The following is a 19,846-nucleotide window of genomic DNA, read 5'->3' on the forward strand; positions in this document are numbered from 1 at the left end:
ACTGTCGTGCCACACCCTCGCAGCACTCGCACTGTCACCGTTGACGTGCCCGGTCATGGAACACAGCAGTTTTCTTACCACTGTTCTGTCCCATCAACGGCGCATAATGGTGAGCCGTTGCCACTGATCGTGGGTATTCACGGCAAGGGGGATAATGGCTACGACTTTCTCATTGGCACAAACCTTGGCGTAGCCAACGCTGTCGTTGTCACTCCCACTGGACAGGGCCTGGCGTGGAGTCCAGCGCCTTATGCCATCACGACGGTGGAGCAAGACACCGCACTGATCGAAGCGATTATTGCTGACATCAGCTCTGCGTACTCCATTGATCCGCAGCGCGTGTACCTCGCCGGATTCTCCAATGGCGGTGGGCTCGTTGCTGTTCTGGCCACAAACAACCCAGACAAGTACGCCGGTGCAGCTACCGTTGCCGGTGCCATCCGGTCGAGTGCGGATGAGCTAGCTGCAGGATCTCCCATTGACTACCTAAATATCCATGGCACCTGGGACGACGTTGTGCCCTATGCCGGTGAAAACCGTGGTGGCGGGGGAGTCATCCAACCAGCACGGGATGTTGCCACTGCTTTCGCTGAGCGCAACGGCGACCAGGCGCGGACTGCTCACATTCCTGTCGAGGGCATGGGCCATGAATGGCCAGCAGGAATCTGGGCACGCAGTCGGGGCATTGATGTCACCGAGATTATTCTCGATTTCTTTGGTATCACCTGGGCTGAGCACTAAGCACGCTCATACAAGAATGCGTCGGTGCGATAGGGCAGAGGAATCCGATCTCCTTCTTCAAACCCCAATCGTTCGTAGAGGTACCACCTCAGATTCGCCTCTACCTTCGCTCGCGTCGTGTCTGATGCACGCAACCAGTAGGACCGCGTTTTAGCCAACGCGAACAAATCAGCCGTGGTGACTTCCTGGAACCAGCGCAGGCGAAGCTCCTCAGTCAGGGACCAGGGGGCATATACCTCAGGGTAGAAACCTTCGCGGTGCACGTCACCGGAATGGGAGATGCGGGAATAGCGCAGTACCCATGAGTGGGAAACGTCCAGCGTGTTCCAGCACAACATGAGCTTGCCACCAGGTGCGACTACTCGGTCAGCCTCCGCGCTTGCTGCTGCAGTGTCCACCCAGTGCCAGGTTTGCGCGCTGACGTAGGCGTCCACCGAACTATCCCGCACCCCGGTTGCCTCAGCAGTTGCGCGCCAAGCATGTACTGCTGAGTGCTGTTGCTTCAACACGGTAAGCATGTCTGCTGACGGGTCCACAGCAAAGACCGTGCGCCCAGGGGTCAGCAAATCTGCCGCGAGTTTGCCCGATCCTGCACCGACATCAATCACGGTTGTCGCATCAGTGACAAGCTCAGAAACCGCGAAAGGGTAGGAAGGCCGGACATCGTCGTAAAGCGATGCTCCTGCTTGAAACGCCCCCGCGGTGAACGTGCGTGCTGTTTCGTCGCTGAACCCCGGCGCATTCTTTTTGCTTGGAATGAAGCGATGTTGCTCCGGGCCGAAACTCATGGGGTGCAATGTACCTGGTGTCTGGGTAGGACGTGAATTTTTGGGCAAGTAGCGTAGGTTAGAACGAGTGAAAAATGCCCGCCTAAAATCTGCTTTCCGCTCAGCAGTTGCTGCTGCTGCTGTGGTGCTGTTGAGCTGCTTTCATGTGAGCGCATGCGGCTCACTGCCGGGCAAAGCCGCGGTTGAGGACAAAGTCGTGGAAGTCTTCAACGAACCGCCGGAATACCGCCCAATGGCCAATGGCCCAACGACGACGCACCGCCGCACGATGCACATTGGCGGGCATGAACGCGAATACCTCGTCTCCACACCAACGGATGTGCACGCGCTTGATGGGTTGCCACTCATCATGGTTTTTCACGGCTACCGCATGACCATGGATCAGATGCGCGCCACCACGAACTTTGATTCCGCCCACGCTGTTGTGGTGTACATGCAGGGCGTGAACACCTCGTGGGCTCCCGCACCGTACGCAACGACGACGGGGGAGGAGGACCTCGCATTTTTCGACGCGGTGCGTGAGCAGATGCTGCGCGATTATCCGGTTAATCCAGCCCGTGTGTTCGCTGCCGGCCACTCCAACGGCGGCGGATTTGTGGCGTATGCAGCCTGCCATCGGCCACACCATCTCACCGGTATTGCCACTGTGTCAGCCGCCTACTACGAGAAGGTGTTTGAGGGGTGCGCGCCGGTGCCCATGAAGCAGATTGACTTCCATGGCACTGCCGATCCAGTCATCGACTATGAAGGCGGCTGGCGGTATCACACCCGCTATGAGCCTGTACAGCGCGTTCTCGTCGAAGCGGAGAAGCGGAATCACTGCCACCCACAGCCCATCGCTGAACCCTTTGAACGTCCGGGACAAAAACTCACCTGGCAGCATTGCGATGCGCCGCTGGAGCATTACCGCCTCGAGGGCAGTAGACACGTGTGGCCCGGCGGTCTCATCGACATCGGGCCGGGCGCACTAACAAGCAAAAACTTTGCGACGAAGACGATCCTGGACTTTTTCCGCATCCCCCGGCGCAACTAGGCTCCAGAGTGGGGCATAGGTTTACTCCGCCTTCAGCTGCCGGTGCCTGTTCTCAATGAAGGTGCGTTCTGCCAAGGATTCGCCGGCACCGTCTTGGAGGTGGACGACAACGTTGAGGCCAAGGGCTTCCAGGTCCTCGACATCTTCGCGGTACATGGCCACTGAACTGATCACGCATTCATCGGTCAACGCCTTGAGGTCGAGGCGCAGACCAATGGCAAACAGCATGAGGCTCACGCCGATGTCGGAGAAGAGGTCGAGTGCCGCAACATGTTCTACGCCAGCGGCATGGAGCGCAAAGCCGGCAACGAGAAACCCAATGAGCGGTGGCAGTCGCACAGCCCATGGAATGAGACCGCAACCAAGTACGTGAGTAACAAATCCGCAGGTTGAAGTCTGCATCACCGGCAGATTGTCCAGAAGCACGAAACGTGCTCTCCCCCTAATGGGGAGAGCACGACCCGCCGATACACAGTTTGTGGGGCAGGTCTAGCATGAGACGCGTGGAAAATCAGCGTCATTCTCGTGAACCGGAAGCAACACGGAGCCAACCCGCAGACTCCACACCAAAGAACCCGCGTGAGCAGCTGACTGCTCGCGCGCTTGTCGTGTGGGTGGCGGCTCTGCTTACCTACGTCGTGGCAATCGTCGGCCGTACGTCCCTCGGTGTTGCCGGCGTGGAGGCCCTCGATCGCTTCCACATCAACGCCTCCCAGCTGGCTGTGTTCACCGCTGTCCAGGTGGGCGTGTACGCCTTGGCGCAGATTCCTACCGGCATCATCATTGACCGCATCGGCCCTAAGAAGACAATGGTCGCTGGTGCGCTCATCATGGCCATCGGCCAGGTGATCATCGCGTTCACCACGTCATACCCACTCGCAGTCGCTGCTCGTGTGCTCATTGGTGCGGGCGACGCTACTGCATTCTTGGGAGCCATGCGTTTGTTGCCCCTATGGTTCCCGCTGCGCCTGACTCCGCTGTTCACACAGCTCACCGCGGGACTGGGCCAGCTAGGCCAATTCATCTCCGCCGTCCCGTTCCTGGCCATCCTTCATGCCGCGGGGTGGGTGCCCGCGTTCCTGTCCGTCAGTACCGCCGGCCTCATCATCGTAATCGTGGGGCTCGTTGCGCTTGCCGACGCCCCCGACGCCCGCAAAGACAAAAACGCCCACCGTAGCACCGAATCGGAGCGCCTCACCATCGGCCAAACCTTGAAGATGGTCCTGACCAACCCGGTGTGCTGGCAGGGCTTCTTCACTCACTGGACCGGCCTGATGCACCAGTGCATCTTCACCCTTCTGTGGGGCATGCCGCTGATGACCTTGGGCTTGGGACTCAGCCCGGCTCAAGCCAGTTCCGTTCTGGTGATCAACACCGCGGCCGTCATCCTCGCTGGCCCACTCATGGGAATGATCTCCGCCCGCACGGGCCGCAAACGCATCAACGTGGTGGCAATCATCGCCGTCATGGACCTTCTCATCTGGGTCGCATTCCTGTTGCCCACTAACCCGCCTGCCTTCTGGGCAGTCATTGTGCTCAACATTCTGATGGCAGCAATGGGTGCTAAATCCAACTTCGGTTTTGACTCCGTCCGTGAGGAAGTTGACCGCAAGATTCTGGCCACCGGCACCGGCCTGGCCAACATGGGCGGCTTCGTTGCCACCATGATTGCTGCGCCGAGCGTTGGCTTCTTGCTCGACGCCACTTCGACAGGCAGCAACTACACCTGGGAGTCCTTCCGCATCGGCTGGCTCGCGGTCCTTGCCGTGTGGGCATTTGGTTTCATTGGGCTGCTCGTCGCTAAGCGTGCAACGTCCAAGTTCGTCAACCGGGCTAACTACCGCGTCGTCGAATCCGACACCTAATGCGCTAGTCGACGTCTTCCTCGGGGTCTAAGGCTTAGTCCGTGATCGTCGATGGTCCGTACCACGCAGCTTGATTCTTTGGAACCTCCCCCTTTGGCAAGTAGCCCCGAATGGTGATCAGGGAGCCATAAAGAATGGCGTAGAAAGCGAGACGGTAAAGGAAGACGTGGAAGTCGATGATGTCGTAGATGACGTCCCCGGCAGCATCGACAATCACGTTGTTTCCGCTCAGCACTGTTTCACCCGCCGAAGGTTTTTCAATGGTCGCGGTGCCGGAAACGAACTGTCGTTCCTCGAGGAAGAGCTTTTCAAAGGGCCTGTAGTAAATCGGATTTCCGGGATAATCCAGAAGCGTAGTAAGACCAATCGCACCCCAGAAAAGGTACGTTCCGTTTTTGGTCCATCCGTTGATTCCACTAAGCATGAGAAGGAAAAGCGCCAATGACAAACCAGAGGCTAACCAGGGGACAGTGAAAAACAACCACAGGATCGTCATGATCAAGAAGGACATGACAATGAAGAAGCCAAAGAGTGCAACGGTGCCCAGGATGTTGAAAGTCATCTTGACTTGCTCCGGAAACTTCTCATAGCGGCGCTTCAGCTGCTTGTATTTCCGCTTGAGCTTCTTGGGCTTGTTGGGCTGAGTGGGGTCGGTGGACTTCGTCGCCATACCAGTGTCCTTTGCGGGCAGGTGGAAAAATAGCGAAAGGGTGAAATGAGTGTGACTCATTTCACCTGAAGTATAAGCCCCGAAAAGATTTTGTCGGACTGACAGGATTTGAACCTGCGACCCCCACACCCCCAGTGTGGTGCGCTACCAAACTGCGCCACAGCCCGCTGTTCGTCGATAAGCGCAAGCGTTAAGCCTGCATGAGGCGAACGTCCGCTAGATTACCCCACGGGGGATTGATTGATGTAATCGGCTGGTCACGTAAAGTTGCCCCATGGGCAAGTTTGACTGGTTCTGGAAGGCGATGGGCTCAACCGCCGAGCGCAACAACAAGAAGTCGAAAGGCATTGTGTCGCAAGCGCATGAGCTGATCGCTGGATATGAGCAGTACAGCGACGCGCAGATCGCTGAGGCGGTGCGGGAGACTGTTGCGAACGGGGAGATTTCGAAGAAGCCGGAGTTCCTCGCATTGCTCACCGTGGCATCGACGCGCACGCTCGGCATGACGCCGTTTGAGGTACAGAACCAGGCGGTGCTCCGCCTGCTCGAAGGTGATGTCATCCAGATGGCCACGGGTGAAGGCAAGACACTCGTTGGAGCGATGGCGGCGACGGGTTTCGCACTGACCGGAAAACGGGTGCACGTGATCACGGTGAATAACTACCTCGCCCATCGCGATGCGGAGTGGATGCGACCACTCGTGGAGTTCTTTGGGTTGTCGGTCGCGTCGGTCACGGAGGCCTCTACACGCGAAGAGCGCGTTGCGGCGTACAAGAGTGACATTGTGTACGCGCCTGTCGCCGAGATCGGCTTTGATCATCTGCGCGACAACCAGATCACGCACCGAAGCCAGACAGTCCAGGCCCCAGCAGATGTTGCGCTCGTCGATGAAGCAGACAGTGTGCTTGTGGACGAAGCCTTGGTCCCCCTCGTCCTCGCCGGCTCGAAACCGGGGGAGCAGGCCACCGGCCAGATCACTGAGGCGGTGTCCCATCTAGTCGAAGACAAAGACTACACCATCGATTCAGACCGCCGGAATGTCTTCCTCACCGATGACGGTGCGGCCAAGATTGAGAAGGCCCTTGGAATTGATTCGTTGTATTCCGATGAGAACATTGGCACCATCCTGGTCCGTGTGAATTTGGCGCTGCACGCGAAGGCCCTGCTCATCCGGGATGTCCACTACATCGTGCAGGACGGCAAAATCGACCTCGTGGATGCCTCACGCGGCCGCGTGGCCGAGCTGCAGCGCTGGCCTGACGGCCTCCAAGCCGCTGTAGAGGCGAAGGAAGGCTTGGATGTCTCCGAAGGGGGCCGGATCCTCGATTCCATTACCCTCCAGGCTCTCATGCGCCGATACCCACTGGTGTGCGGCATGACCGGTACGGCGGTGGAGGCAACGGATCAGCTCCGCCAGTTCTATGACCTTGGTGTGTCCACGATTGAGCGGGCGAAACCGCTACAACGTTTCGACGAAGCGGATCGAATCTACGCCACCATGGACGATAAGTTCAAGGCGCTGGTGGGGGAGATCGCCTACATTCACTCCACTGGCCAGCCGCTTCTCGTGGGTACACATGACGTGGCTGAATCGGAGGCGCTCGCGGAGGCATTGGAGGAGCAGGGGATTACCGTCAACGTGCTCAACGCGAAGAACGATGAGGAAGAAGCCCGCATCATCGCCGAAGCCGGTGATCTGGGTCGCGTGACCGTGTCTACCCAGATGGCTGGTCGCGGTACTGATATTCGTCTCGGCGGTGCGGATGAATCTGACCGCGATGCTGTTGTGGAACTCGGTGGCTTGGCTGTGATCGGCACTGCACGCCACCGCACAGCACGCTTGGACAACCAGCTGCGTGGGCGCGCTGGACGCCAAGGAGATCCGGGTTTGAGCCTGTTCTTCGTCTCCTTGGAGGATGACATCGTCACCGCAGGAGGCGCGGATGAGCAGATCACAGCACAGCCTGATGAGACTGGCCGGATTGACACCAAGCGCGTTCATGATTTCATCGCCCACTGCCAGCGCGTGACCGAGGGACAGCTGCTGGAAATCCACGCGCAGACGTGGAAGTACAACCAACTCTTGGCTGATCATCGGGCGATTATCGACGAACGCCGCGCCACCCTCCTCGACACCGACCGGGCTTGGGTTGAGCTCGCTGAGCGTAGTTCGGAGCGTGCTGCTGAGCTTGAGGCTGCGGGCATTGATCAGGGCGTTCTGGAACAAGCTGCGCGTGAGATCATGCTTTTCCACTTGGATGACGAATGGTCAGAACATCTGGCCCACATGGATGAGGTGCGAGAGTCCATCCACTTGCGCGCCATCGCGCGTGAGACGCCCCTGACTGAGTACCACCGCATTGCCGTGCGCGAGTTCAAGCACCTGGCCAATCGTGCGGTTGAACAGGCAGTAGACACGTTCAATAGTGTGCTTATCGACGATGCCGGGGCCCACATGGAAGACGCCGGCTGGAAACGGCCCAGCGCAACCTGGACCTATATGGTCTCCGATAACCCTTTGTCAGGCGGTGGCAACTCCGTCATTTCGGGTATTGCCAACATGTTCCGGTAGGGCAGTGGAGGCTACTGGAACGCCTAGCTCCGGCGTGTCGGAACTCCTTTTTTCCAGGTGAGACTGTGAAAACGCTGCGACTCAGCCGGTTCTAACTCGCAGTGATTCAAGATGCCGGTATGATGATCGTGGACTAAATTTTGTACTGAAATTTGTTCGGTAAGTTTGATTCCGTCGACAACGTCAGGAGAAGACATGAGCGAGAACACCGGTACGCCGGAGGCACAGGTAGAAACCACTTCGGTATTCCGTGCCGATCTTCTGAAGGAGATGGAGACGGGAGCTACCGCCTCTGAGAACGTAGGCGGCGTTGAGGGCCTGCCTGAGGGCGCAGCCCTCCTCGTAGTAAAGCGTGGCCCGAATGCTGGCGCACGCTTCCTGCTAGACCAGGACACCACCACCGCCGGCCGTCACCCAGAGGCTGACATCTTCCTCGATGACGTGACCGTTTCCCGCCGTCACGCTGAATTCCGCCGTAACGCAGGCGAGTTTGAGGTTGTGGATGTCGGATCGCTCAACGGCACCTACGTCAACCGTGAGCCACGTAACTCGCAGGCACTGTCCACGGGCGATGAGATCCAGATTGGCAAGTTCCGTCTGGTCTTTATTGCGGACAACGCATAAACCCCGTTACAGCACTCGTCATCGACGAGGCGACTTTGTTGTACCCCTAGCCCCTCCTTCAAGGTGAACTGAACGCCGTGAGCGCAATCCGGAAGACTACTCCCGCAACGCCCGCCCCCCGCACGGGCGTGAAAACCATGTCTATCGGTGTGGTGATTAAACGTTTGCGTGAGGAATTCCCGGATGTCACGGTGTCCAAGATCCGTTTCCTTGAATCTGAGGGGTTAATTTCGCCCGAGCGCACCCAATCTGGTTACCGCCGTTTCACAGACGCTGATGTGGATCGCCTGCGATACATTCTGGTAACGCAGCGCGATAACTATCTTCCACTTAAGGTCATCCGTGAGCAGCTTGAAGCCATGGACAATGGCGCAGTAGCCGCCCTGATTCCTGGACAGCCAGCAGAGCAGTTCTTCACCACCGACAGTCTTGCGGCCCAGGCGCCAGCCCGCTTCTCCGATGACATGTTGGCGGAGCAAGCGAAGTGCGATCCGGCGCTCGTGGAGTCCTGTATCAAAGCAGGTTTGATTCACCCTGATCCTTCAGGATTATTCTCCGCAAATGATGTCCGCGCTCTTTCCGCCGTTCATGGTTTGATCCAGTTCGGGTTGGATGAGCGCCACATCAAGACCTTGCGCCAAGCTGCAGTACGTCAGGCTGATCTAATCGCTAGCGTGACCCAGCCAGTGGCGAAATCAGGGAAGGCTTCTGCTGCTCAGGAGGCTGATGAAATGGCACAAAACATGATGAGCCAGATCCTGGCACTGAACACATCTTTGGTGAAGAACGAGCTGCGGCGCTCAAGTGGTAGGTAGTCGCTCCATGAGCACAGTACCCGTTAAGCTCTGTGGAGTCTTTCCCATCGGGCCCGAAAACTTCCTCTGCGCGGTATTGCTTTGGGAGGAACGCCAACGTTTCCTTCCTGTCTGGTTACCGCCCGTTGGTGGCGCGCAGCTCGTCGGCCGGATTGCTGAGTGGGAACCAAAGCGACCGGATACTCACGATGTGTTGACCGAAGTCATCGCACACTCCACAACCGGCGTTTCAGCCCTTGAAATCAGCAGTTACTACAACGGTGTTTTTATGGGGCAGATCACCATGGACAATGGCACTGAAGTTGATTGTCGTCCGTCTGATCTCTTCATCATTGCTTCGATGATGGATCTACCTATCGAGGTAGATGAGCAGGTGATTAATCAAGCTTCTATCTGGTTGTCCCCAGAAGACGCCGCTGATTATTTTGATGTTGAATTGGACACGAACAGCCAACCCCAGAGGCACCCCGAATCTGCGAGTGGGGATGCACAAGCTGACGCAGATTTCCAGCAGCTCATGCGCGATCTTGGTGTTGAAGAAGGGGATCTCGGGTTCGGCGAAGCTGGGGAGTAGAACCCCCATCACTGCCACCCACTTAGACACCTCGCACAGTTAGAGCTGTTACCTATGTGATTAGTGATGTAAAAGCTACTGTTGTTATTTAAGATGACAATGGTGCAAGATAGGACTAAACTTAAAGTAGAGGTTTAAGTTACGGCGTGTTGCGCGTCGAAGTCTTGACCGAAGTTTAAGCTTGGCATTTAATAACTAGTGCGCCCCTTTTGAAACTTCATGGGAGTAATTACGTGAGTACGTTTGACACCTACGCCGCCGACGGCGAGATCGAGGCCCCAGTCCAGGAGACCCTGTTTGATCTGGGTCCTTCCGATGAGGTTGGCTACCGTGTGCCCATCGCATGCCAAGTTGCCGGCATCACGTACCGGCAGCTCGACTACTGGGCACGCACTGATCTTGTGCGTCCTTCCATCCGCAACGCGACCGGATCGGGCTCCCAACGTCTGTACTCCTTTAAAGACATCCTTGTTCTGAAGATTGTCAAGGGCCTGTTGGACACCGGCATCTCACTCCAGAACATCCGTCTCGCTGTGGACAACCTGCGCGACCGCGGTGTCGGCGAGATCTCAGAGATCACCCTTGTTTCGGACGGTGCAACGGTCTACGAATGCCGCAGCAACGACGAAATCATCGATCTGCTCGGTGGTGGCCAGGGCGTGTTTGCTATTGCTGTCCCGCAGATTGTTAAGGAACTCACCGGCACGATCTCCGCTTTCCCATCCGAGCGTATTGGGGACATCGAGTCCAAGGAAGATTCTGACAACGTGGTGGCTCTAGATGAGCTGGCTGACCGCCGCCGTCGCCGTAGCTCCTAAAACTTCCGAAGCTTAAAGAAGGAACCTGCTACCTCAATATGAGGCAGCAGGTTCCTTTGGGTTATGGGGTGGCTAGCGTACAGCCGCTGCGCCGAAGATAGCCTGAGGCAGCGCTTTAGCATCCGCCGCTGTTGTCGCAGACTGTGCGGCGGAGGCAAGATCCTTATCCTCTTCGCCGCCACCAACGTGGACGACTGACAGTTCGACGCTGGCGTCCCCGGCTTGCTTGATCGATTCAGCGATCGGGGTGGACGCATCAGACGTGCCGGAGGTGACGAGGACAATGCGCACTGGGTTCTCAGCACTCGCAGTTGTTTGGGCGTAAGCAAGCGCGGCAAGAACAACCTCGTGGGTTTGAGGGCTGCCGTCGTTGAGGAAGCGTGTGACTGCGCTGGCGACCTCCTCGCCGTTGTCTCCCAAGGCGACATTGGTACGGTAGCCGTTAGCCACTCCAGGGGACAAGGGAGAGGAGTAGTTCCATAGACCAACACGGTGGCCCGCAGCGGAAAGCTTCTTCGCTGCCTGGGCAATACCGTCCTCGGCCGCAGAAGCATAGTTGGTCATGCCCGCGGACGTATCTAGAACAAAGAGCGTATCTGTGGATGCTGCAGTTGCCATGTTTGTTGATTCAGTGCTGTTGTCCACGCTACCAGTCTTCAATCGGCCACCCTCAGGCAGGGCAGCGGCCCACACCGATTCAGCGATGACAGGAAGTTTGGTTGCACCATCACCGGTGAAAAGCTTGCCGGTTGTGTCAGCAAAAGCTTGGCCGGCACGGGCTTGATCCTCAGTGACGATGTCCGACGTGGTCAAGGGGATAGCAGAATAAACAATGTCGGCTCCCTCAACCCGACTGAACTTAAAGCCTTCAGGGGTGGCAAACTCCGCTGTGGCAATGAGACGAGTGGAGTTCAACTCGGCCTTCGAGGTAGACGCGATGCGATGCTCGGTCAAAGCAGCAACTGCTTCGCTTTCAGAAGGGGCCAGCTTAGCGGCCACCAGAGCTGAGGCCTCAGGCTGATCCCCAATGGGGAAATCCACCGTAGCCACATCAACGGTGTCAGGCTTAACCTCAGTGGAACCAGCAACACCCGCTGGAACGGACGCCACCGTCAACGGTTCATTCGTTGCTGCTGCCCGTCCGGCTTCTTCCAACTCGGTATGGGAGATGGAAGTGTTCGGAGCAATATACACTGCAGCTTCCGCCAGTGAATCCACATACACCGGGCGGACGCAGTAGTCGCGGACGACGGGGGCGGTCTCCGAGTAGACGTCGATAAGCATGCGCCCAACTTCCTCGGAGGAAGCGGCGACTGGCAACGCGAGGTCTCCCGCGACACACGACTCCTCCTCCGTACCACCGGCATTGAGCTCATCATTGGTGTTGCTGCGGTTAGAGAAGATATACGCCGCAAGGAGCCCAAGAATCGCAATCAAGGCAAGGAAGGCAATGGCCCCCTTTGACAGTGCGTAATTATTCTTCCCCGAGGAATGGCGTCCCATCTGGAGGTCCCTTTCGTGCAGTGAGTTTCCGCACTACAGCTTATCGGCTGACAGCGCGAGCTCGTAGAAGCGCACGAGCTGGTGTCGCAGAGGTTCCGCACGCTGCGCAAAAGCTCGTTGCTGTGCCACGTAGTCTGCTTTCCCCTCTGCCGTTTCTATTGCGACAACCCCGTACCCCAGCGGGCGGCAATCATAGGGTGAGGCCTCCATGTCCAACAGGCGAATATCCATGGCTAACTCGAGGCAATCCAGAAGAAGGGAGCCGGGAATAAGCGGGCCGGCTTTGAAAGCCCACTTGAACAAATCCATTCCGGTATGCAAACAGGCACACTGATCATGGGCGGGGCGCGTGTCGTTGCTCAACACCGTGAGATTCAGCGGCTTCGCCGGTGGAGTGAAGAACCGATAAGCATCAAAGTGCGTGCACTTGAGCGTGTGCGATTCCACAACCTCTGCTGTCCCACGCGTGCCCAAACGCAACGGAAGATCATGGCGCGGCTTCTTGGTGCGGTACACCATCGCCCACTCGTGCAGCCCGAAACAATCAAACTGTGGCCGGTTGAGCTCCATAGCAGTAAGTAGCTCGAGCGTTTTAGCAAGACTTGGTCCACGGTGGGCCACAAAGCTCGCAACATCCGCGGTCACCGTGCCATCGCCGCTGATTGCATAGTCACGCCATCGGGTCTGCGGGGCATCGGCCGCATCTTCTAAAGCGACGCCTAACCCCGGGTGCCAGCGATACACATGCGCCGGGCGCACAGCGTAGTAGTCGAAGAGGAAGTCCCAGATCGGATGCTTCTCACCCCGCGCACGACGTTGCAGGTTCGGCTCAATCCACTGGCGGGTGCGCTCCTCATGCGCTGCTGCGTCGGCTTCCCACTGTGCGCGGGGAAGAACCACCTGGTCCACTAGTCTTCCTCGTGCGTCCAGTCGGTCACGGTTCCCACGTACTCTTCAATAAGGTCCTCCAGCGCAAGCACGCCGACGAGCTCACCGTTATCGCGGACCTGTGCCATGTGGGCAGAGCGCCGGTGCATAGCCGTCAAGGCATCATCAAGGCTGCCGGAGCCATCCACAATGCTCAGCCTGCGCACACGGTTATAGGGGATCAGAGGATCCGTGACACCAGACTCATCCGTGTCCAGCAGATCGAGCACGTCCTTGACGTGGATGTAGCCGACCAAAGCTCCACCGGAGCCCTCTACTGGGAAGCGGGAATACCCGGTCTCTCGCACCGCGTTCTCCAGAACAGACAGCGGAATGCCGGTGCGTGAGTAGGGGAGTGTTACCAGCTGATCGATCGGGATCATTACTTCCTTCAGGTTGCGCGATTCCGATTTCAAGGCATTCGCTAGACGCAGAGTCTCCTCCGCATCCAACAAGCCTTCCTCACGGGACTCTAGGATCATCGAAGCGAGCTGTTCTTGATCCACGGTCGCATCAAGCTCGTCACGCTGTTCAATGCCGAACAGCCTAAGGGTGAAGCGTGCGATCTCGTTCAGCCCATAAATCAACGGACGCGTTACCTTTACCCACAGATCCATGGCTGGGGTCAACCACACCGCTAGTGTTTCAGGCCCTGCAATGGCCACATTCTTGGGAACCATCTCACCAAAGATGATGTGCAAAACTGTGATGAACAGCAACGCGATAACGAAGGACAACGGGTGCACCAGATTGTCGGGCACGCCGATGAACTCAAACGGACGCTCCAAGAAGTGGGCGATTGCAGGTTCTGCGACCTTACCCAAGATCAATGACGCGATGGTGATGCCAAACTGAGCACCAGCCAGGTACAAGGAAAGATGCTCAGATGCGTCGAGAGCCCTCTTCGCACCCGTTTTGCCTTGCGCGATCATCGATTCAAGGCGGTCCCGGCGGGACGACACTAGGGCGAACTCAGCAGCAACGAAGAAGGCGTTTGCCGCGAGCAAAACGACGATAAGAATTGTTGCTAGACCGAGACTCATGACTGGTACCTCGCAACATCCTCATGGGAAATGGGAGTAAGAATCGCCTTGTCCAGGCGACGCCCGTCCATCTGGGTGACACGTGCAATCCAGGCACCCGCATTACCGGTTTCAAAATCCTCGTGGACTTCTTGTTCAGTCCTTGGCAACACCACTGTGTCCCCAACTTCGGGGATATGTCCTAGGGCGAACATGATCAGCCCACCCAGCGTTTCGTAAGGCCCGTCAGGAGCGAGGTAGCTGACTCGGTCACTCAATTCGTCCAGGCGCACGAGCCCGGAGACCTCCCACGAAGAACCGAATCGTTGGAAGTCACGCTCTGATTCACGGTCATCGTATTCGTCATAGACCTCGCCGAGGATCTCCTCAACAACATCCTCAATGGTGACCAATCCTTGTGTGCCTCCGTATTCATCGGCGACGAGCACCACTTGAGAGCCAGCGGAACGCACCTGATTCAAAACAGCATCACCATCGAGTGTGCCCGGTACAGAGCTGATCGGTTTAGCTAGATCTTCCACCTTGGTTGTGGCGCGCAGTGCACGGTCCACGGAAAAAGCGTCCTTGATGTGGACAAGACCAATCGTGTCATCCAAATCTCCGCGGCGAACGGGGAAGCGGGAGTGTCCTGTTTCCATAGCCAGCGCAATGAGGTCGCTGACCGTGTCTTCAGCATCGAGGGAATCGATAGTGGACCTCGGCGTCATCACTTCCTCCGCCGTGGTTTCACCGAACTGGAGGGACCGGTCAATCATCCGCGCGGTCTCCTTATCCAAACCACCGGCTTGAGCTGAGCTGCGCACCATCGCACCGAGTTCTGGGCCAGAGCGGGCAGATGCCAACTCATCAGCAGGCTCAATGCCCATCTTGCGCACGAACCAGTTAGCGGAGGCGTTCATGGACTTAATAAACCAGGCGAACACAGTGTTGAAAGCGTTCACCGGCGGCACTACGAAACGCGCGGTGGCCAACGGATTAGTAATGGCGATGTTCTTGGGCACCAGCTCGCCGAAGACCATCGACAAAATAGTGGCCACAATGAGTGCCAACACGATGGCTACAGCGCGTGATGCAGATTCATTCAAACCCACGAGTTCTAGCGCGGGCCCGAAGAATCGAGCGAGTACAGGCTCTGCCAGAAAGCCCGTGGCCAACGTGGTGAGGGTGATGCCTAGCTGCGCCCCGGAGAGTACGAAGGAAAGATTCGAATGGTCGCGCTGAACTGCCTTGGCTGTTTTATCGCCCTTTTCCTGGACATGGGCCTCAAGCACCGAGCGCTCCAGCCCCGTCATAGCGAATTCAATAGCAACGAACAAGCCTGTGGAGGCTGTGAGCAAAATAAACCCGAGAAGGGCGAGGATGGATATGAGAATGTCCATGGGCCGGGGACGCTAGGAAGAGCGGTTGGTGCCGCGCTTTCCGCGCCCTGAACTCCTTTTCTGGCGGCGCGCGCCTGAGCGGTGTGGTTGGTTGCCTCCGCGTCGACGGTTGTTGCCGCGCGCCGACCGGTGGTTGGAAGACGAGGATTGTCCTGCCTTTGCCGGCTGTCCTGGTGGGGGCAGCGGGTTTCCGGTGGGCTTTCTCGCTCCCGTTATTTTAGCTAATTCTGCATCACCTGCGCGGACCTCCACCTTGGTCGCGTCGACTCCAGCCTTCCGAAGCAACTGATCAACTTCTTTTCGCTGGTCATCCATCACCAGGGTGACCACGGTGCCCGAGGTGCCAGCGCGTGCTGTACGCCCAGCGCGATGCAGGTACGCCTTGTGTTCAGCGGGTGGGTCAATGTGCACGACCAGTGAAACATCCGAAATATCAATTCCGCGCGCGGCAATATCAGTGGCCACGAGGACAGGGATGAAGCCGTCCGCAAAGCCCTCAATCGCGCGGGTACGAGCCCCCTGGCCCTTATCGCCATGCAGCGGATGCGCATTGATACCCACCCGACGTAGCTTCTTCACCTGCCGGTCAACGCCATGCTTCGTACGCATGAACATGACAGTTTTTCCCTCACGCGCCGCAATAAAGGGCACGATATCGTTGCGTGCTTCACGCGTGCCCACGAGAAGGTGGTAATGCTCCATCGAATCCACCGCGGCTTGCACAGGCGCCGTCGAATGAGTCACCGGATAGTGCATGAATTGTTGCACAAGCTTATCGACGTCCCCGTCCAGTGTCGCCGAAAACAACAACCGCTGGCCACGCTTTGGGGTTGCAGACAGAAGCTTACGCACCTGAGGGAGAAAACCCATGTCGGCCATCTGATCCGCCTCGTCGATAGCCGTGATCTCTACTGCGGAAAAGTCAAGCTTGCCTTGGTTGATCAGGTCCTGGGCACGACCTGGTGTAGCCACCAGAAGATCAACAGGGGAGGCCAAGGAACGAATGTGGTTGTTGATGTTCACACCGCCAACAACCTCAAGGACACGCATACCGAGTGCTGCTGCGGGATCATCCAAACGCTGACGGATCTGCGCCGCCAATTCACGGGTAGGGGCAAGAATTAGTCCGCGTGGTTTGCCTGGGCGCGATGGCGCACCGACCAAAAGGCTCAGCATGGGAAGCCCAAAGGTGAAAGTCTTGCCCGAACCAGTCGGCCCGCGCCCCAGCACGTCTTTCCCAGCAAGGATGTCTGGGATTGCTGCAGCCTGAATAGGAAATGGTTCCGTGATTCCCTGTCTATTCAGAACACTGACAATGGGGGCTGGTAATCCCAGCTGGTCAAAGGTAGGCACCGGAGGAAGTCTACTGCCTCCTCCGGTGCTTTCGTGAACCCGAACCGCTCTAGGAGGACACTTCTTCGCGGTTACCGGACCAGTTGGTGTGGTATGTGCCTTCCATGTCAACGCGCTTATAGGTGTGCGCACCGAAGAAGTCACGCTGCCCCTGAATCAGCGCAGCTGGCAGACGCTGTGCACGCAGCGAGTCGTAGTAGGAAAGACTGGAAGCAAACACCGGAATGGGAAGACCCAGCTGAGTTGCCACAACGACAACGCGGCGCCAGGAATCAATCAGACCGTTCTCTAGCTCACCGCGGAAATACGGATCAAGCAGCAGGGACGGCAACTCCGGATTGTTGTTGTAGGCCTCTGTGATGCGGTTGAGGAATTTCGCGCGGATGATGCAACCGCCACGCCAAATCGTCGCCAAATCCTGCGGCTTAATATCCCAACCGTGCTCCTGCGAGCCCGCGGTAATCTCATCAAAGCCCTGTGCGTAGGCAACCAGCTTGGATGCGTAGAGCGCACGGCGAACATCCTCCACGAACTGTTCCTTGTCCACACCTAGGCTGGCCAAATCAGCGGTCTGGCCAGCCGGAAGGCCGGTCTCCTGGACTGCCTGACGCTGTGCAAGAGAGGAAGACAGTGCGCGGGCAAACACTGCCTCACCAATACCGGTGGTGGGCACGCCGAGATCTAGTGCTTCCTTTACGGTCCAACGGCCGGTGCCTTTCTGGCCAGCGGCATCCACCACGACGTCGATAAACGGCTTGCCCGTCTTCGCATCAACCTGGCGCAGAACTTCAGCCGTGATCTCAATCAGGTAGGAGTCCAGGTCACCCTGGTTCCACTCGGAGAAAATCTCGGCGAGCTCAGCTGGCTCAATGCCTGCTGCGTAGCGGAGCAGGTGGTATGCCTCACCGATGACCTGCATATCCGCGTACTCGATGCCGTTGTGCACCATCTTGACAAAGTGGCCAGCACCATCTGGACCGATGTGCGTCACGCAAGGAACACCATCCACCTTGGCGGAAATATCCTCAAGCAGCGGCCCCAGGGTCTCCCAAGACTCCTTCGGGCCGCCCGGCATGATAGACGGACCACGCAGCGCGCCCTCCTCACCGCCGGAAATACCCGCGCCCACGAAGTGGCGGCCCTTCGCAGCAACTTCCTTCTCACGGCGAATCGTGTCGGTGAAAAGCGCGTTGCCACCATCGATGATGATGTCGCCGTCATCCATCGCTTCAACCAGCTGATCAATCACAGCATCTGTGCCGGCGCCTGCAGCCACCATGATCACAGCTTTACGTGGACGTTCCAGGGAAGCCACGAAATCCTCGATAGTCTCCGATGGAATGAAAGAGCCCTCATTGCCATACTGTTCCATCACAGCGCGGGTCTTTTCTGGGGAACGGTTGTAGATAGCCACGGTGTGGCCACGGGAAGCAAAATTACGGGCAAGGTTAGAACCCATCACGGCCATTCCCACCACGCCAATCTGTGCAAGACCAGCGGTGGAATCAGCGGGGGCAGAGGTGGCATTCGCCGATGCGTCATTCGAAGTCATAGGAAAGAGCATACAAAGATCCTCGCTTAAGCAGGCCACAAGGAATGTGTTCGTTGCTACAGTTTGGGTGCATGGACATCAAAGACCTCAGCAACCTCGAAGAATTCAGCAAACGGCAACTTACTGAGCAGGAACTTGCCTTCCTCAACAGCCAGATGACCAAGTTCGATGACTTCATCGGACTCCAGTACAAAGAATTCGGCCCAGAGAAGATGGTAGCCACCATTGAGGTTGGCCCGCACCTCCACCAGCCAGCCGGTCTGGTTAACGGTGGCGTGTTCTGCTCCATCGGGGAGAGCATGGGTTCCTTCGCTGGCTACCTAGCAGCCGGCGCACCGGTGGTGGGTATGAACAACAACACCGACCTGATCCGCAGCGTGCAGTCTGGCGTGATTGAAGCCGAGGCAACACCGATTCACGTGGGCAGTCGCACACAGATCTGGAAGATTGAAATGCGGCACGACGGCAAGCTCGCAGCAGTGACCACGCTGCGCACCATGGTGATGCGCTAGAGCCAGTGGTTCTTACGGAACCACCAGTACATGGCTGCCATACTGCCCAGCATGACTAGGAGCACAATGGGGTAGGCGTAGTGCCACCCGAGCTCCGGCATGTACTCAAAGTTCATGCCATAGATTCCGGCAATCATCGTGGGCAGCGCTGCCATACCAACCACAGCAGAAATCGTGCGCATGTCGGTGTTCTGCTGCATGGAAACCTTTGCCACGGAAGCATCCAAAAGGGATGACAGCCGCTCATCAAAGCCTGACACGGTATCAGTGACAATCATCGCGTTGTCCTGAACGTCGCGCAGGTAGGAGCTCAGCTCCTTGCTCAACAGATCATTGTGCAAGGAGAGCCCAGTCCGGAGTGCCGGACCAAGTGGATCAATAGCGTGGCGCATCTCCAAGATTTCACGTTTGTACATGTAGATCTTGTCGATGTTGATTTCTCGGCGTGGTGTAAACACCTCATTTTCCAACTCATCCACGTCTTCACTCAGGTAGGTGGTTACCCGGGCGTAGTTTTCCACGATGTGGTCAGCGACTTTCCACGCCACGGCCGCCGGACCAAGAGAGGAAATCTCCGGGTCCTCCACCAATTCACGCGTTAGGTTGGGTAGTTCCGCGTCGTGGCGGATGGTGATGACAAAGTTACTGCCAATCAGTATCTGGACCTCACCAGTAGAAATGATCTCGCGGAGATCTGTCACCTCAGAATCATCGCGATATTCCACTGTGCGTACCACAATGAAGAGTTGATCCCCATAGCGCTCAACCTTGGGGCGCTGGTGGGCCGTCACCGCGTCCTCAACAATCAGTTCGTGGATCCCAAATAGAGCGGCAACCTGTTCCATTTGCTCCACACTGGGTTCTTTGAGTGAAAGCCACACATAGGCGTTGTCCGCGCCCTGCACGCGCTGCATGGCGGTGGAGAACTGGTACGTACCTGGTTGGTTCACCCCATCAACGAAGACGCGACAAAAATCCACCGACCGTTCCACAGGAACAGGCAGGGGACGACGTTCGCGTTGTGCTGGAGCCTTTCGGTTGCGTGGCAACGGAATCTTGGGCGGCATTGCGGGGACC

Annotated in this window: 19 protein-coding genes and 1 tRNA gene; 9 read left to right on the forward strand and 11 right to left on the reverse strand. The window is 57.5% G+C overall.

Annotation, left to right across the window (positions count from 1 at the left end; translation table 11 throughout):
• Positions 1-6: 6 nt before the first annotated feature.
• Positions 7-741 carry a CE1 family esterase gene (locus QP994_RS01825; RefSeq protein WP_284865160.1) on the forward strand — a complete coding sequence of 245 codons (735 nt, stop codon included), beginning with the start codon at positions 7-9 and terminating at the stop codon, positions 739-741.
• On the opposite strand, the gene QP994_RS01830 is transcribed toward QP994_RS01825, so the two are convergent.
• Positions 738-1,529: a class I SAM-dependent methyltransferase gene (locus QP994_RS01830; protein WP_284865161.1), complete on the reverse strand. Its 792-nt coding sequence runs from the start codon at positions 1,527-1,529 to the stop codon at positions 738-740. The two genes, QP994_RS01825 and QP994_RS01830, sit on opposite strands and share 4 nt — an antisense overlap.
• Positions 1,530-1,596: 67 nt before the next feature.
• Here QP994_RS01830 and QP994_RS01835 point away from each other — a divergent pair, with 67 nt between their 5' ends.
• Positions 1,597-2,562 (forward strand): CE1 family esterase, encoded by a 966-nt coding sequence (locus QP994_RS01835; RefSeq protein WP_284865162.1) that lies wholly within the window; start codon positions 1,597-1,599, stop codon positions 2,560-2,562.
• A 21-nt stretch (positions 2,563-2,583) separates the two neighbouring features.
• Here QP994_RS01835 and QP994_RS01840 read toward each other — a convergent pair whose 3' ends face one another.
• Positions 2,584-2,988 (reverse strand): cation:proton antiporter, encoded by a 405-nt coding sequence (locus QP994_RS01840; protein ID WP_284865163.1) that lies wholly within the window; start codon positions 2,986-2,988, stop codon positions 2,584-2,586.
• 68 nt (positions 2,989-3,056) lie between these two features.
• Here QP994_RS01840 and QP994_RS01845 point away from each other — a divergent pair, with 68 nt between their 5' ends.
• Entirely contained in the window at positions 3,057-4,427 is a 1,371-nt protein-coding gene (locus QP994_RS01845) for an MFS transporter (RefSeq protein ID WP_284865164.1), read from the forward strand.
• A 34-nt stretch (positions 4,428-4,461) separates the two neighbouring features.
• On the opposite strand, the gene QP994_RS01850 is transcribed toward QP994_RS01845, so the two are convergent.
• The gene (locus tag QP994_RS01850) at positions 4,462-5,157 is read right to left on the reverse strand and encodes a hypothetical protein (protein ID WP_284865165.1); all 696 of its coding nucleotides are present in this window, start codon (positions 5,155-5,157) and stop codon (positions 4,462-4,464) included.
• 33 nt (positions 5,158-5,190) lie between these two features.
• Positions 5,191-5,264 (reverse strand) — tRNA-Pro (locus QP994_RS01855).
• A 107-nt stretch (positions 5,265-5,371) separates the two neighbouring features.
• Here QP994_RS01855 and secA2 point away from each other — a divergent pair.
• The 5 genes from secA2 to QP994_RS01880 all read left to right on the forward strand — a co-directional run bounded on the left by secA2 (position 5,372) and on the right by QP994_RS01880 (position 10,500).
• Positions 5,372-7,669, forward strand: coding sequence for an accessory Sec system translocase SecA2 (secA2, locus tag QP994_RS01860; RefSeq protein WP_284865166.1), 2,298 nt, complete (start codon positions 5,372-5,374; stop codon positions 7,667-7,669).
• 195 nt (positions 7,670-7,864) lie between these two features.
• Positions 7,865-8,293 carry an oxoglutarate dehydrogenase inhibitor Odhl gene (odhI, locus tag QP994_RS01865; RefSeq protein ID WP_284865168.1) on the forward strand — a complete coding sequence of 143 codons (429 nt, stop codon included), beginning with the start codon at positions 7,865-7,867 and terminating at the stop codon, positions 8,291-8,293.
• Positions 8,294-8,370: 77 nt separating this feature from the next.
• Entirely contained in the window at positions 8,371-9,108 is a 738-nt protein-coding gene (ftsR, locus tag QP994_RS01870; protein ID WP_284865169.1) for a transcriptional regulator FtsR, read from the forward strand.
• 7 nt (positions 9,109-9,115) lie between these two features.
• On the forward strand, positions 9,116-9,682 hold the full coding sequence (locus QP994_RS01875; protein ID WP_284865171.1) for a bifunctional nuclease family protein: 567 nt from the start codon (positions 9,116-9,118) through the stop codon (positions 9,680-9,682).
• 233 nt (positions 9,683-9,915) lie between these two features.
• Positions 9,916-10,500 carry a MerR family transcriptional regulator gene (locus QP994_RS01880; protein WP_284865172.1) on the forward strand — a complete coding sequence of 195 codons (585 nt, stop codon included), beginning with the start codon at positions 9,916-9,918 and terminating at the stop codon, positions 10,498-10,500.
• A gap of 72 nt (positions 10,501-10,572) precedes the next feature.
• Here QP994_RS01880 and QP994_RS01885 read toward each other — a convergent pair whose 3' ends face one another.
• From QP994_RS01885 to gnd, 6 genes are read right to left on the reverse strand one after another with little or no spacing between them, the layout of a single operon-like run.
• On the reverse strand, positions 10,573-12,003 hold the full coding sequence (locus tag QP994_RS01885) for a vWA domain-containing protein (RefSeq protein ID WP_284865173.1): 1,431 nt from the start codon (positions 12,001-12,003) through the stop codon (positions 10,573-10,575).
• A 33-nt stretch (positions 12,004-12,036) separates the two neighbouring features.
• Positions 12,037-12,903, reverse strand: coding sequence for a 3-methyladenine DNA glycosylase (locus tag QP994_RS01890; RefSeq protein ID WP_284865290.1), 867 nt, complete (start codon positions 12,901-12,903; stop codon positions 12,037-12,039).
• 8 nt (positions 12,904-12,911) lie between these two features.
• Entirely contained in the window at positions 12,912-13,973 is a 1,062-nt protein-coding gene (locus tag QP994_RS01895; RefSeq protein ID WP_284854861.1) for a hemolysin family protein, read from the reverse strand.
• Complete coding sequence (locus QP994_RS01900; protein WP_284865174.1) at positions 13,970-15,352, reverse strand: hemolysin family protein; 1,383 nt, start codon at positions 15,350-15,352, stop codon at positions 13,970-13,972. Before QP994_RS01900 ends, QP994_RS01895 begins: the two co-directional genes overlap by 4 nt.
• Before the next feature lie 12 nt (positions 15,353-15,364).
• On the reverse strand, positions 15,365-16,705 hold the full coding sequence (locus QP994_RS01905) for a DEAD/DEAH box helicase (RefSeq protein ID WP_284865175.1): 1,341 nt from the start codon (positions 16,703-16,705) through the stop codon (positions 15,365-15,367).
• A 49-nt stretch (positions 16,706-16,754) separates the two neighbouring features.
• On the reverse strand, positions 16,755-18,257 hold the full coding sequence (gnd, locus tag QP994_RS01910; protein ID WP_284854858.1) for an NADP-dependent phosphogluconate dehydrogenase: 1,503 nt from the start codon (positions 18,255-18,257) through the stop codon (positions 16,755-16,757).
• Positions 18,258-18,328: 71 nt separating this feature from the next.
• Between gnd and QP994_RS01915 the strand changes: the two genes are divergently transcribed.
• Positions 18,329-18,769, forward strand: coding sequence for a PaaI family thioesterase (locus tag QP994_RS01915; RefSeq protein WP_284865176.1), 441 nt, complete (start codon positions 18,329-18,331; stop codon positions 18,767-18,769).
• Here QP994_RS01915 and QP994_RS01920 read toward each other — a convergent pair.
• Positions 18,766-19,836, reverse strand: a complete 1,071-nt coding sequence (locus QP994_RS01920) for a magnesium and cobalt transport protein CorA (RefSeq protein WP_284865177.1) — start codon at positions 19,834-19,836, stop codon at positions 18,766-18,768. The two genes, QP994_RS01915 and QP994_RS01920, sit on opposite strands and share 4 nt — an antisense overlap.
• Positions 19,837-19,846: the final 10 nt, after the last annotated feature.

The sequence above is a fragment of the Corynebacterium sp. MSK044 genome, from assembly GCF_030232825.1.
Classification (GTDB): domain Bacteria; phylum Actinomycetota; class Actinomycetes; order Mycobacteriales; family Mycobacteriaceae; genus Corynebacterium.